The 14,390-nt window shown below is 41.3% G+C and carries 14 protein-coding genes and 1 pseudogene; 13 read left to right on the top strand and 2 right to left on the bottom strand.

The features are described 5' to 3' along the window. Window positions 1–10: 10 nt before the first annotated feature. Both PI95_RS35770 and PI95_RS09660 read right to left on the bottom strand, forming a co-directional pair. Window positions 11–694, bottom strand: a pseudogene (locus PI95_RS35770) (acyltransferase); the annotation flags it as partial. A gap of 649 nt (window positions 695–1,343) precedes the next feature. After that, window positions 1,344–2,057 (bottom strand): GAF domain-containing protein, encoded by a 714-nt coding sequence (locus tag PI95_RS09660; protein WP_052324674.1) that lies wholly within the window; start codon window positions 2,055–2,057, stop codon window positions 1,344–1,346. A 240-nt stretch (window positions 2,058–2,297) separates the two neighbouring features. Between PI95_RS09660 and prfB the strand changes: the two genes are divergently transcribed. From prfB to PI95_RS09725, 13 genes are all read left to right on the top strand, one after another. Next, window positions 2,298–3,414, top strand: a protein-coding gene (gene prfB / locus PI95_RS09665) for a peptide chain release factor 2 (protein WP_143598205.1) whose coding sequence is annotated in 2 segments (ribosomal slippage) — window positions 2,298–2,369 and window positions 2,371–3,414 — 1,116 coding nt in all. Because the reading frame shifts where the segments join, the coding sequence is not laid out codon by codon here. Between the two features lie 132 nt (window positions 3,415–3,546). Beyond that, complete coding sequence (locus tag PI95_RS09670) at window positions 3,547–3,792, top strand: hypothetical protein (RefSeq protein WP_163518749.1); 246 nt, start codon at window positions 3,547–3,549, stop codon at window positions 3,790–3,792. Continuing rightward, window positions 3,789–3,944: a DUF3285 domain-containing protein gene (locus PI95_RS09675; protein WP_163518750.1), complete on the top strand. Its 156-nt coding sequence runs from the start codon at window positions 3,789–3,791 to the stop codon at window positions 3,942–3,944. Before PI95_RS09670 ends, PI95_RS09675 begins: the two co-directional genes overlap by 4 nt. A gap of 42 nt (window positions 3,945–3,986) precedes the next feature. Beyond that, window positions 3,987–4,511, top strand: a complete 525-nt coding sequence (gene ybeY, locus PI95_RS09680) for an rRNA maturation RNase YbeY (RefSeq protein WP_039737975.1) — start codon at window positions 3,987–3,989, stop codon at window positions 4,509–4,511. Window positions 4,512–4,653: 142 nt separating this feature from the next. Beyond that, window positions 4,654–5,115, top strand: coding sequence for a diacylglycerol kinase family protein (locus PI95_RS09685; RefSeq protein WP_039738348.1), 462 nt, complete (start codon window positions 4,654–4,656; stop codon window positions 5,113–5,115). Between the two features lie 241 nt (window positions 5,116–5,356). Beyond that, complete coding sequence (locus tag PI95_RS09690) at window positions 5,357–5,953, top strand: glutamine amidotransferase-related protein (protein WP_039737977.1); 597 nt, start codon at window positions 5,357–5,359, stop codon at window positions 5,951–5,953. 2 nt (window positions 5,954–5,955) lie between these two features. Continuing rightward, window positions 5,956–6,729, top strand: a complete 774-nt coding sequence (locus PI95_RS09695) for an MBL fold metallo-hydrolase (RefSeq protein ID WP_039737979.1) — start codon at window positions 5,956–5,958, stop codon at window positions 6,727–6,729. A 54-nt stretch (window positions 6,730–6,783) separates the two neighbouring features. Continuing rightward, complete coding sequence (locus PI95_RS09700) at window positions 6,784–7,440, top strand: hypothetical protein (RefSeq protein ID WP_039737981.1); 657 nt, start codon at window positions 6,784–6,786, stop codon at window positions 7,438–7,440. Between the two features lie 338 nt (window positions 7,441–7,778). Continuing rightward, on the top strand, window positions 7,779–10,952 hold the full coding sequence (locus tag PI95_RS09705) for a WGR domain-containing protein (RefSeq protein WP_039738349.1): 3,174 nt from the start codon (window positions 7,779–7,781) through the stop codon (window positions 10,950–10,952). A gap of 17 nt (window positions 10,953–10,969) precedes the next feature. Beyond that, window positions 10,970–11,224 (top strand): type II toxin-antitoxin system HicA family toxin, encoded by a 255-nt coding sequence (locus PI95_RS09710; protein WP_039737982.1) that lies wholly within the window; start codon window positions 10,970–10,972, stop codon window positions 11,222–11,224. Next, window positions 11,221–11,439 carry a type II toxin-antitoxin system HicB family antitoxin gene (locus PI95_RS09715; RefSeq protein ID WP_039737984.1) on the top strand — a complete coding sequence of 73 codons (219 nt, stop codon included), beginning with the start codon at window positions 11,221–11,223 and terminating at the stop codon, window positions 11,437–11,439. The genes PI95_RS09710 and PI95_RS09715 overlap by 4 nt, the downstream gene beginning before the upstream one ends. A gap of 12 nt (window positions 11,440–11,451) precedes the next feature. Then, complete coding sequence (locus PI95_RS09720; RefSeq protein WP_236117006.1) at window positions 11,452–13,134, top strand: SWIM zinc finger family protein; 1,683 nt, start codon at window positions 11,452–11,454, stop codon at window positions 13,132–13,134. A 408-nt stretch (window positions 13,135–13,542) separates the two neighbouring features. Beyond that, window positions 13,543–14,352 (top strand): alpha/beta fold hydrolase, encoded by an 810-nt coding sequence (locus PI95_RS09725; RefSeq protein WP_052324677.1) that lies wholly within the window; start codon window positions 13,543–13,545, stop codon window positions 14,350–14,352. Window positions 14,353–14,390: the final 38 nt, after the last annotated feature.

The following is a 14,390-nucleotide window of genomic DNA, read 5'->3' on the forward strand; positions in this document are numbered from 1 at the left end:
TATGTGTTAGCTTCGTTTGTTCTTTGTCTTGGCGATCGCGGATCGCTTTTGCCGGCACACCCACTGCAATTGAGAACGGAGGGATATCTTTGCTAACAACCGATCCTGCACCAATCACACTACCTTGACCGATGGTGACTCCATCTAATACTGTCACTCCATGCCCAAGCCAACAGTTATCCTCTATAATAATTCCCTTGCGAGTCACACCTTGTTCTCTGATTAACACAGTCAGGTCGGCAAAATTATGATTGTTAGCATATATCCCTGAGTGAGATGCAATCATACAGTGCTTACCAATTTTAATGTTGCCAGGACCAGCGATACAAACGTAAGGAGCGATATATGTATTTTCATCAATATGAATACAGGTATTGTCTAACGCTCCAATTTCAACACCACGCTCTAGGGCTACTCGCTCTCCAAGATAAATTTTATTATTTTCATGTCCTCTTCCATCTAAACGAACATTCTTGAAAATATGCACTCCATCGCTTATTTCTATGCTAGAAGCGCCAAGAAATTCAACGCCGTTTTGAATATAAACTGAGCTACCAATACGGGCAAAAATACTACGATACAATACATTTCTTAACTTTGCACCCAGAGCAATTGACGGAATCCATCCAAGGATTGTCGTAACTAAAACTTCCTTCAATCGCATCCATCTTGAAGCAGATTGTTTTGTATTCATTTTTTGATAACTCCCAAAGAAATTTGCTGTTAATATTGAAGCAACTACACTATCAAAAGTTTCAATTGCTATCAAGAGTCAAATAATACTTTTTTAGTAACCGCTGTAATCGTCTTAAATTTCCTCATCATCTTGTCAAAATAAAGTTGTTGAGTTGATGAGATATTCAATTGAATTTTCCTCAGAAGATAATTGCTACAAGCAATTAGGCACAATTTATACCTGGATGTAATTATTCAATTTATATTTACATTTTTTAGACGGCTACACGCAATCTAGGGGGGAGTATCTCCAACTTCGGACATCACATTAAAGTCCACCATTGGGCTAAATAAGTATCTACTTCCCCTACTGCTGTAGCGGCTTTTTTGTCGCCAGTTTGTACCGTCTAATATTGTGTTCACTACAAATAAAGATGATTAAATAACTGACTACTTAAGACTTGGAATACAAGTCTAACAATATTTTTACTGTAACTTCACTCTTTTTTGTAAAGTATTAATGAAGTTATTTTGGAGTATGTTTATAAAACAGTGAAGACAAAAAGATAACAATACACAGAAAAGAGCTATCTCTTACCTGCATAAGGCTTTATGGCAATTAAGAAAACTATTTATTTACCAAGGCTGCAAAATAAATAATAAAAATCTTAATCTACTTGCGATCGCATGAAGCTAAATACGTAAATGTATCTTTGGATAGATGAATTATAGAAAGTTTTGACAACGTTTTTTAATTTAAGAATTTGCTTCCTCAAGGCAGATAAATTCAGCAAAAATTCCCGATGGATAATATTGATGTAAGATATAAGTTTTCCGACATTGTGATGCCGATCGCACTCGATCTGCAACACATCTGCATCCCCTATCATCAACTTCAGGCGATGTGCAATCAGTTGCAGTTGCTGTACATCGCGTTCGTTAAAGTAGTGAGAATCAAACGTACCGACGTGTAGAACTCCAATCGATTGTTCATTAATAGGTATTGGGATACCGACAAGCGATCGCAAACCTTTCTGGCGGAGAATTGGACTGTAGACTTCTACCGCCGACACATCATCAATTATCATCGGCAGCATATTCTCGGCGATGCGACCGGCAATTCCTTGCCCGATGGGGATACGGATCTGTTGTCTAATTTCCTCCTCTAGTCCCAAAGTAGCGTATACGGCAAGATGCTGTTGGTCTGACACAGGAAGCAAAAGCGTGACTGTATCTACCGATGTATACTCTTGCAGCCATTTAAGTAGTCTTTTGATAGAGGCGGCAAATTGAGTTTTTGTGTTATTTCGCCTCTCACCTACAACTACATTCCAGCCTCTATAAGGCATTGGTTGACCAGTGTGATTTCCCCAAAATATCATGCTTAAAAAGAGTGTTTTTTAAGCAAATTATAACTTTTTCATGCGAAAAAATCGGTATAAATCCCACCAACTGTTCTTATCAGAGAAAGCGATCGCTCTACTGAGTCGTAAAAATGAAGCATAAAGAATTACACATACAGCAACGCGCTTGCGCGATCGTGTGGTCAACTATAGCTAAAATCAATAAGGTATAGTAGAGCGATCGCTCTACTAAAGCGCTCGCACTTTTCACACAAGTCTATGGAAGTTTTAGAACTCAAACGCGAAATCGAAACGTTATCTAATCGCCTGGGTAAAACTCAGGACTATCTTTGACATCCCTGCACTGACAGCTAAAATTCAAGATTTAGAACAAATATCGGCACAGCCAGAATTTTGGGACGACCAAACCCAGGCTCAACAAATACTGCAAGAACTCGACAACCTGAAAGTACATTTGTCGCAGTATCATCAGTGGCAAGCCAGTCTAGAAGATACTAAAGCAGTTTTTGAGCTTTTGGAGTTAGAAACTGATGAGGGACTACTCCAAGAAGCACAAACTACCCTCAGCAACCTTAATCGCGAACTTGACCAATGGGAATTACAACAGTTACTTTCCGGTCAATTCGACGAAAAAGGCGCAGTCCTGACGATTAACGCCGGCGCTGGTGGAACAGATGCTCAAGACTGGACAGAAATGCTGTTGCGGATGTACACTCGTTGGGCAGAAAAGCAAGGTTACAAAGTCACCTCAAGTGAACTTTCCGAAGGTGATGAAGCCGGAATCAAATCAGTAACCATAGAAATTACAGGTCGCTATGCCTACGGGTACTTGCGATCGGAAACAGGCACTCATCGCTTAGTGCGAATTTCACCCTTCAATGCCAACGGCAAACGGCAAACTAGTTTTGCAGGGGTGGAAGTAATGCCGCAAATAGATAATACCGTACAACTAGATATTCCAGATAAAGATTTGGAAATTACCACATCTAGAGCTGGTGGTAAAGGTGGGCAAAATGTCAACAAAGTGGAAACAGCAGTGCGAGTTGTTCACCTTCCCACCGGTCTTGCCGTCCGTTGTACAGAAGAACGCAGCCAACTGCAAAATAAAGAGAAAGCTCTCGCCCGCTTGAAAGCGAAGTTGCTAGTTATTGCCAAAGAGCAACACGCCCAAGAAATTGCCCAAATTCGGGGTGATATGGTCGAAGCCTCTTGGGGGAACCAAATCCGTAACTATGTGTTTCACCCTTACCAAATGGTAAAGGATTTGCGTACCAATGTAGAAACTACAGCGATCGGCGATGTGATGAACGGCGAAATTGACATGTTCATCCAATCTTACCTGCGGCAAGAAAACCAGTTGGTAGAAAGTAAATAAAAATTGGGCAATGGGCAATGGGCAATTGTTTAATCGGCATTGGGCAATGGGAATTAAAGACGCTCGATTTTTGATGCGCGTTCTAATAAGATTCTTTTCATGCCCAATGCCCCATGACGGCAGGTGCTCCACTTGGGGAGACCCCAAGACCGCACTGCCTCCCCCATGCCCCATGACGGCAGGTGCCTCAACGGAGGGAACCTCCGCACGGCACAGCCAAACCTATGCCCGATGACGGCAGATGCCTCAACGGAGGGAACCTCCGCACGGCACAGCCAAACCTATGCCCCATTCCCCATTCCCAATTTGCCAAACTGGCAACTGTCGCCTCACCAAACTGTTACATTTATAAATGAGTTTGTTATCAAATCATCATGAGCAACTCTCATAAAACCGAAACTAAACCAAGCTACGTCAAACTCGCCATGCGAAACATGGTGCGTAAGGGTGGCACTTCTATTAAACATTTTGCGCTAACCGCAGTCGGACTTGTGGCTGTCTTGGTGGGTCTTGCTTATCTGACTCACTGACGATACCCTCGCTGTTCGCTTAGTCTTACTTTGTGGAGAAAAGTGCAAGTCGAATTATATGTAGAAGATTGTTTTCATTTTGCTCCCCCAGCCAAAGCTGTAAATCTTGGGGAGGCTGAGATTCCAATTTCGGCTGAAACTTGGTCAAGCTGGTTTCGTCGCTGGTTGGAAATATTACAACCTGATATTTCCCCAAAATCAATTTCTGAAATCGGCTTACGTTTGACAGATGATGCAGAAATTCAAGCTTTAAATGCCCAGTATCGTCAGCAAAACAAGCCGACAGATGTTTTATCTTTTGCAACATTAGAGGTATTTCCTCAAAGTCAGGAAATAAGTGGAGCAATGCCTTTATATCTAGGTGATATAGTTATTTCTGTAGATACGGCTAAACGTCAAGCTCAACAGCAAGGGCATAGTTTAGCAACGGAATTAGCATGGTTAGCGGCTCACGGTTTATTGCATCTACTAGGCTGGGATCATCCTGATGAAGAAACAGAAACGCGAATGCTGAAACAGCAAGCGATATTACTGAAGGCAATTGGTATTGCCATTGACATAGAATAACACTTGCCTGCGTGACCGTAAGTGTTAATTTTTTGTCATTCTTTATATAATACTTGTGTAGAAAATTACCGAAAAATTGATTGGGCGATTAAAATCAGCTAAGATTCCCACTTTATTTAATCTGCTGTTATATTTTCAGCCTATGTCCAAACAAGTTTCTTCATCACCCACGCCAAACCACTTAGAAACAATTGTGACCAACGAACGGGAACTCTCCTGGCGCGTTGCCTCTAATTTATTTGTTAGTTTTAAGTATGCCTGGGCTGGAATCAGCTATGCTTTTCAAAGTCAACGCAACTTTCGCATTCATGTAGGTGTTGGCATCCTCGCAATCGGCTTGAGCCTTTTTTTACATCTACAAGCAGTGGAAATAGCGGTGATTGGCTTAACTAGCGGTTTAGTTTTGGCGCTAGAGTTGTTGAATACAGCGCTCGAATCTCTGGTAGATTTAACAGTCAAGCAAACGTATCATGATTTGGCGAAAATTGCTAAAGACTGTGCTGCTGGTGCTGTGCTAGTTTCTGCTTTAGTCGCGGTGCTGGTTGCTGGTATACTTTTACTTCCGCCAATGTTTACCTTAATATTGTCGGCATTGAAATCCTGAGAAGCGATGTCTGACTCAGGTCCGCTTTGCGTCTACGCACTTTATCAAAGGAGGTGACTGCGTTGCCCAGATAACCTCCCACCGAAGCAACTGGTATTGCCAAATCTGATACAATACTAAATCTTATATTAATTAGGCACGATTAATCGTGTTTTATATTCACATGTCTAAACAACTATTAAAATCTGGTGAGAGTAAAACGCTCATTATATTCAGTTGTAAAATCTAGGAGTTAATCGCTGTGCTTGTAGTCATCGATAATTACGACAGCTTTACCTATAACTTGGTGCAGTATTTGGGAGAACTAGCAGCAGAGTTTCCAGTAGCAGAGGATATTAAAGTTTTTCGTAACGATAAGATATCTGTTTCGGAAATTCGGTCACTAAAGCCTGATGCAGTCGTGATTTCCCCAGGACCTGGACGACCAGAAGATGCGGGAATTTCTCTAGATTTGATTGAAAATCTCGGATCTAACTTGCCTATTTTAGGCGTATGTTTAGGACATCAAAGCATTGGTCAAGTATTCGGTGGTAAAATCGTTTCTGCCCCTGAATTGATGCATGGCAAAACTTCTCTTGTATCTCACGCAGGAGTAGGAGTTTTTCGGAGTTTAGAGAATCCTATGACCGCAACCAGATATCATAGTTTAGCGATCGACCGCGAAACTTGCCCGGACGTGTTAGAAATCACTGCTTGGGTAGAAGATGGAACTATTATGGGAGTGCGACACCGGAACTATCCTCACATTGAAGGCGTCCAGTTTCACCCAGAGAGTGTCCTGACATCTTCAGGTAAGCAGTTATTGCGAAACTTTCTGGAACAATTACAGTCGAGATAGTAATGAAACGACGACAGTTGATGGGGTATGCTGGGACGGGGTTACTAACAGCCTTGGTTACTGACTTTAGTTCACACCTTCAAGCTAACGCACAATCTAGCGGTTCATTATCAGTTCAGTGGTTGGGTCATTCTTGCTTTCTGTTTACTGGTGGTGGTACAAAAATTCTCGTAAATCCGTTTCGGTCAGTGGGTTGTACTGCTAAATATCGTCCTCCCCAAGTCGTCACCGCAGATTTGGTACTAATTAGCAGTCAACTGTTAGATGAAGGTGCGGTGGAAGGATTATTGGGAAATCCAAAGCTAATTTACGAACCGGGAGTTTACGAATTTCAAGGCATAAAATTCCAGGGAATTGCCATAGACCACGATCGCAAAGGCGGTAAGCAGTTTGGCATCAACACCGCTTGGAGTTGGAAGCAAGGCGGAATTAATATCTTACACTTAGGAGGAGCCGCCGCACCGATTTCAATTGAGCAAAAAATCCTCATGGGGCGTCCTGATGTAGCATTCATCCCCGTGGGAGGTGGTGCGAAAGCTTACAACGCCCAAGAAGCCAAGCAAGCAGTTCAGGTGTTAAATCCCAAGCTGATAATTCCTACCCAATATCGTACACAAGCCGCAGATACTGCTACCTGCGATATTTCCCCACTCGATGATTTTTTAAATTTGATGCAGGGCGTGAATGTACGTCGTAGCAATAGTGACACTCTTGCTATTAGCTCTGGTAGTCTACCAAAAAATGGCGAGATTCAACTTTTAAGTTACAAATATTAAGATGATTCAAGGGACAGTTGTGGTGCAGGCATCCTGCCTGCAATTCTCATTTGAATGCATTTGATTTCAATAAAAATTTTGATTTTTGAATTTAGGAAAATGTCTCAGTTTACCAGTAAATTAACTGGTTTAACATTCAAAAAAGTGTTATTTGTAGCACTTTTTTGCATGATACCAACTAGCATCTTTGTCATACCAAAAATTGGCAGTACCCAAATTTTTGCAGCAAGTAGTCAGGTAACTTACCAAAGTCAGAAATTTGGCTTTAAGATAACATATCCTAATAGCTACACTTTAGATAAAACCTTTGAAAATAAATATCCTGACCAAGGATATTTGACATTGTGGAAAAATTCTGACTATCAAGCAATTCAGGCTGGTAAATTATTTACGACTGAAGCACCATCTAGCAGTATCAGCATTTCTGCATTCAGTAATCCTAATAAACTTTCAGCGCTGCAATGGGTAACTCAAAATACTCCGCAGTCAAATTTTAAACGTTTCCGTCAAGGTAATTATCAAACTTTAAATTTTGTCGGTCAAAGTGCTATATATTATTCCTGGTGTGGGCTGATCTGTGGTGATAATATAGTCTTACCCAGTAAAAAGGGACAGTATATTATAATACTAAATGTCGGTTACGGAAACAAGTCAGACAAAATTAGACAAGACTTTCAACGGATTATTTCAACTTTCCAATTAACGAGATGATTGACTTTAATAAATTGGGTTTTGAGAACAATAATCTTTGCCAAAATCCAACACCCTAGAAGGATACCGTTGGCGAATGGTAGGTCTGACCCCTCATTTTACCAAAAAACCTTCGTAAAGACGTTCCAGCGGAACGTCTCTACAATCGTGTCCGGCAAAACGTCTCTACAATCGTATAAGGGGCAAGACCCCTGATTCGCTCTTCTGTATCCTTATAGGGTGTAAGCTCTTGGAAGGTGTTGTATAAAAAATACAATTTCTAACTACCCCGCATCTGGCAACTCTGGCAAAATCGAGCCACAATAGATTGTCATCAGCACAGTAGCAAGATGGGTGCGATGAAATTAATTAAACAGACTACACTGCACTATCAAGAAGGAACTTCTGATAAAATCTACGAAGTGGATCTTTGTCAGACTGGTAAAGATCGTTATGTAGTTAACTTCCGTTACGGACGGCGGGGCACTAATCTAAAAGAAGGTACGAAAACTACTCAACCCGTACCTTTAACAGAAGCGCAGCAAGTCTTCGACAAGCTGGTTGGCGAAAAGACTAAAAAGGGATATCGTGATGTTAACGCTCAACCAGTTAATTTAGAATCGACACCACCACCAGTTGAGTCTAGCGACGATCCACGCAAACAAGCAGTTCTCAATCGCCTTGCTGACGACAAACCGAGTAAATCAAAGTTAGAAAGGGCAATTTGGCGGGCAGGAGAACTTAAAATTAGTGAAGCGACACCTTTACTAATCAAGCTTATTGGTACTGGTGAACCACTAAGAGATTATTGCATTGCTTGGGCTTTGGGTTGGTGTGGGGATGATAGTGCGATCGCTTGCGTCACTCAGCTATATAATAATCTCTCAAATCCCGAATTTGTTCGCCGCATCGCTTTTGAAGCACTCTTAAAACTATCTGATGCAGAAAAGACAGCTTCTTTGCAAGCTGAACGAATTGAATTGTTACCAACTGAGTTACAAAATTTAGCGCGAAATGGTTCCTCAGAAAAGTTTGCAACAGCTTTATCTAACTATCTAGAACAAGGTAACTACAAGCATTTTGCCGTCTTAGATACGATTTATCAAATTGATAATCAATACGTTCGTCCTGCACTACTTGATATTTTATGCAACGCACCTTTCAAACCAAACTATTTTAAACAACTTCGCCATATTTTCAAAATGGCGGAATATCGTCACGATGCAGAAGTGTTTGGTATTCTTGCTTATGGGTTAGAGATAGAAAAAGCAGGTTTCTCTAGCAAATCTTATTATGTTAGTCTGCCAAGCGGGGGACATTTAAGAAAAACCTTATGGGGTAATTATAATCGCCAAACACAGCGTTATGAATCTAAAGGTAGTGAAGTTCAAGCCGAACTAAAACATCCTGAATCAAGAATCGCTTACAGCAGCAATACTCGTGAATATTTGCTACGTCGCGTTTGGCGTACTCTCAAACAGTTAGGCGAAGAAAATGACCCTGACTATGTTAAAATGGCTGTAGGCGTTCTTCTTCAATATTCTGATGAAGATGCTGAAGAAGTAAGAGAGTCAGTTTTCTATCGCTGGAATCGTTCTAACTGGACACGCACTGAGTTTCGACGCAATTGGGATGCTTTTGCTGGATATTTGACATTTAATCATATACTTTACGAAAACAGTCCCCGCTATGAGTTAAAACCCAACTCTCAAGCGTGGCAGTGTCGGGAAGGTTATAAACCGGGAGATGCAGAACCGGCAGTTAGAGAAGAAGCTTTTGGGCAACTTTGGGAGCAAAACCCAGATGCGCTTTTATATTTATTATTGCAGAGTGAATGCGATCGCGTTCATCATTTTGCAGTCAAAGTTTTGAGAACGTGCGATCGCTTTTGTGCTTCGATTGATATACCTACAATCATCCAACTTGTTAATCAACGTTATGAAGTTACAGCGCAATTTGCATTTGAACTAGCGCTGCTTAACTACAATTCCACCTCACCCAACATTGAATTAGTTCTTGCCTTAGCCAATTGCGTGTATGAACGCGCTCGTATTCAAGCTTACAGCTGGATAGATGAAAAACGCGAATATTTTTTGCAAGATAGTAATGCGATCGCTGCTTTAGTCACCAGTCAACAGACTGACACTCGCACCTTTGCCCGGAGACTTTTAAGTTCTACTATTTTCACAGATACCACAGCAAAAGTATTAATTGGACGCATCATTGCCGAATTATTAACATTATCCTCAAACCAAGGGGAGATGGCAAAAGAAATTGGTGAAACTTTACTCTTCAGTTTTGCACCTCAATTGCGTAACTTAGGTTTAAGTGTCATCAATGATTTATTGACACATCCATTGGTGGAAATTCAAGAATTAGGCGCTCGTCTTTTATTAAATCACGAAATTAGAGCAGAAAACTTGCCGCCAGAAATAATTGAATCATTACTTGCATCTTCTCACGAATCAGTGCGAGTTATCGGTATTAGACTATTTGGACAGTTACCTGATGAAAAACTCATCGGTGAGGAAAGCATTTTAATTGTCGCAATGGCAGTGAATGCAAATGCAGAAATTCGCAATGCGATTAAACCTATTATCCACCGTTTAGGAGCCGCTTATCCAGCTTTCACTATCGATTTAGCATTTGATTTTATCGAAGTGCTGCTAACTCCCGAAAACCATGAAGGTGTTCACAGTTATTTAGTACGTTTGTTGCGGGAAGATTTGCAAGGATGGATGACAAGCGTTACTAAAGAAACCGCTTTAAATCTACTTGCGGCAAAGTCTTCACCTGCACAAGAATTAGCTGGTGTAGTGCTGAATGCAAATAGCAACACTTGGATAACAGAATTTGCCGCTAGCGAAATTGTCAAACTTGCCAATCACGAAATTTTCTCACTGCGAGAAGCTGCACGGCAGATGTTTTTACAAATCTTAAATCGCTTGCGTTTAGATTCCGAAGAAATGTTATCAGCGGTGCGGATACTAGAGTCAAAATGGCAAGATTCGCGAGAATTTGCTTTGAGGATATTTACTACAGAATTTGGTTCTGAAGAATTCACCCCGAAGATTTTGGTAAGCATTTGTGATAGTGTGCGTGAAGATGCGCGTAAACTTGGACGTGATTTATTAACTCGTAATTTCCAACAAGCAGATGGACAAGAATATCTGTTGAAATTCAGCGAACATCCATCAGCAGATATGCAGTTATTTGCAACTAACTATTTGCAAGAGTATGCTGTAGATAATCCAGAACGTTTGCGGGAGTTGATGCCTTATTTTATAAGTGTATTATGCCGCGTGAATTCCGGACGTGTTGCGAAAAAGCGAATTTTTGCTTTTCTGGATGCTGAGGCGCAAAAAAGCGAAGAAGCAGCGAAAATTGTGGCTGAGATTATGACGAGACAATCGCTAACTATGGCAATTGGAGATAAAGCAAAGGCGATACAAATTATGTTAAAAATTCATAAAATTTATCCTCAGTTTTCGTTGCCGATTGATGTAAAGCCTGTTGCTGAAGTTAGAATTTAGCTACCATATAATTACTGATGAAAAAACGGAAGCTGCTGGAAAAAGTTCTCTCTGGCTCAAAGAATATCCAGTTTGACGAACTGGTGACGCTGATTGAAGCCTTTGGTTTTACTCTGTCACGAATTCATGGCAGTCATCATATCTTTCAGCATCCAGAAATACCAGAAATAATCAACATTCAAAATAAAAAAGGCAAAGCAGTACCTTATCAAGTTCGTCAATTTTTATTAATAGTAGAACAGTACAATCTTTCTTTAGAGGATGAATCATGAAAGATTATCACATTAACATTTTCTACAGCGAAGAAGATGAAGGTTATATTGCTGACATACCTGACTTGAAATTCTGTTCTGCTTGGGGTTCAACACCGGAAGAAGCAGTTCGCGAGGTAATGATTGCTAAAGCTGCTTGGCTAGAAACGGCTACTGCTGAAGGTAAATCTATTCCTAAGCCAAAATATCGACCAATAATTTATCAAGTTGGCTGATTGCGATGTCTGATGACAAGTCGCTACGCGTCTACGCAACCAATTATCAAAACTAAAATTATGGAATTTAACTACGCTTATAAACAAAGTACCGCTGTTAACGAAAGCGGTGGAAACACTCAAATGTCATTTTCTCCAGATACGAAACGTCCCCCGACTTACTTTGTGGGAGAATTGCGGCAAAATGTCGCTTTTCGTGAAGCGATTAGCGCTTTACATGATGTGGTTGTCTCTGATATGCGTTTTCAACCAAAAGACAAAACTGCTTACAAAGAATGGCGTGCTAAACAAGATGAAATTGATTGGCAATTAGTTGCAGCTATGCGTCAAGATGTCGCTGCCAAAATTAAACCATTACAAGAAGAATTAAATCAGTTAAGCAAGCGCAGTTCTGAACGCTTTGCTCCTTATTATAAAGCTAGAGACAAATTTAGGCGTTATGTTTGGCAAAAGCAATTAGACTTTTATTTTGTCTTCGATCCGGTAATCACAGTTCATCCGGATGAAGTATTTTTTGAGTGCTTTAGCGTAGATGAATCGAGTTATGGACGCTTGAGTGCAAGTTACGAAGTCTTTAAAAATATTAATGAATTCGCTTGCGGTACAACGAATGTTGATTATTCGGCAGCGTTGTACGATGAGTTTCAGAAAATCCGCAGTTATAAGAGTACTCAATTACAAGTTGATCCTTCTGGGTTTGAAGTTCAAACTACAAACGAAGAAGCTTACAAAGAAGTCAAAATCGATTTACCTGATAGTTGGGTAAGAGGCTTTTTACAAGTTAGTTCGGCGATGTCTTTACCTGCGACGCAGTTCGATTTGCACCCGATGGATATTCATAATATCTGTTTTGTCTTGCGTCGCCATAAAGAGACAACCGGACCCCGCAGTATGCGCTATCATCTGAACCCAGGTGAACCCGTGCGGGTGGTATTTGAACCGTGGAATATTGAAGTAGTTTGTGCGCGATCGCCTTACACCGGAATTCAACCCCAAACAATTCGCGTTTGGGGACGTCGCCGTCTTAATATTTTAGAACGTCTCATCCCCGTTGCCAAAAAGTTCACCGTTCATTTGTTGGGTACGGGTATGCCTTCATTCTACGTCGCCGATTTAGGCGATATGTCCTTTACCCTCGGTTTATCTGGATGGACGGCAAACGATTGGGCGCAATCTGGTAATTTTGATTTAATGGCACCCCGCGCAGACGTTGACGAATGGACGCAAAAGCTCATTTTTGACGCGCTGCGGGAAAATTGGTTAGAAAGTCCCGATCGCCTTGCACAACGCTTAAATTTGAGTCGCACGGCGGTACTTGGTGCTTTAAGTGCTTACACGCAAGCCGGACGTGCAATTTACGACTTAAATAAACAAGTTTATCGCGTGCGAGAACTCAGCCGCGAACCCTTACCAATCGAGCGTTTGCGCTTCGCCAACCCACGAGAAGAAAGCGCAACGAGGTTTTTGAGTCAAAATGCAGTGCGCGTAACTTCAGTAACTGACAATGGCGCATTAATTTTGCAAGGTAGCGTTAACGACAAAGATAAAACTTTAAATTTATCTTTGACGATTGATAGAGATGAGCGTATAATCGACGCAGAATGTACTTGCAACTGGCATCAGCAAAACAAGCTGTATAAAGGTCCTTGCGAACACATTCTGGCACTGCGAATGCAACACGCTCGTCAGTGCTAACAAATCACGCGCATTTGTTGAGTTGAAACCTTGCAATTTGGGCGATGGTTCGTCGTCCTTGCGTTTAGCCTAATCATACATCACTAGCCTACTCTTGACTGTGCGGTCTTACGGAAGCTATCGCTATTCCGGTTTGACTTCTACGAAGTGAATGAAGCGATAGCTTCCGTGACCGCTTGAGTTGAGTAGTCTAGTCCAGAGGGATTTACGAAGGGAAACCAACAAAAAATAGCGCGTGATTTTTTATATATATCTTCCACTAATTAGGCTGGCGAATGAAATTCGCGCCTACACATACTAAACCCACCTCTGTGGTAGTGGTCTAAACTACAACAATAAAGAACAGTATTTTCAGCACGTCTGTTGCACGGGATAATTATTTTAGGGCTGCCGTGTACACAATAGAAAATGATTCAACAACAGGCAATCAAAATTAAAAGAGGCTTTGTGGATCGGTCGTGGGGTCAAGTGCATTACCGGACAGCAGGCAATGGTCCGGCACTAATACTCACCCACAAAACTTACTTTTCTTCTCGTAGTTTTATCAGAGTTATGCCGCTATTAGCTCCTCATTTTCGGGTAATTGTGTTAGATACTCCCGGTCAAGGCGAGTCAGAAAATCCACCTACTCAGTGGACTATTCCCCAGTATGCTACAGATTTATTTGAGGTACTGGACACACTGAAAGTTGAAGATTTTTACTTAGTAGGCAACAGCACCGGAGCTGCAATTGCTTGTGAAGCAGCGGTGATTTGTTCAACTAGAATTAAAAAGCTGGTACTTTTTGGAATGCCTCGTTGGAAAGACGAAGCAGCACGTCAAGATTTACGTCAATCACCATTCTTTTATGGACCACCAGAAGTAAAAGAAGATGGCAGCCACTACAGCATTAATTGGCAACGGATAAAATCACTATGTATTGATGAACCCTCTGAATGTTTTGAAATCTATTTTCAAGAAGTGATGTCTCGGCAGGAGCGCACCTACGAGGGGATAGAAGCAGTCTTGAGGTACTCAGAAGCAAGCCGTTTACCACTTATCACAGTTCCGACTTTACTAATGTGGGCAATGCAAGACACCATGTTTACACCTTTTATTGAGGACACTGCCCGACTTGTTCCGCATTCTACCACCAAAGTTCTACACGGCAGCCCCCTGATGTATCTGCGCGATCCTAAACTTTACGCCGAAACCCTGCTAAAATACCTGCAATCTTAGTTTGTCAAACTCACAGCATGTTAATTGAGACTTATTAC

This window comes from Hassallia byssoidea VB512170, assembly GCF_000817785.2.
GTDB classification, from domain to species: domain Bacteria; phylum Cyanobacteriota; class Cyanobacteriia; order Cyanobacteriales; family Nostocaceae; genus Hassallia; species Hassallia carrinoi.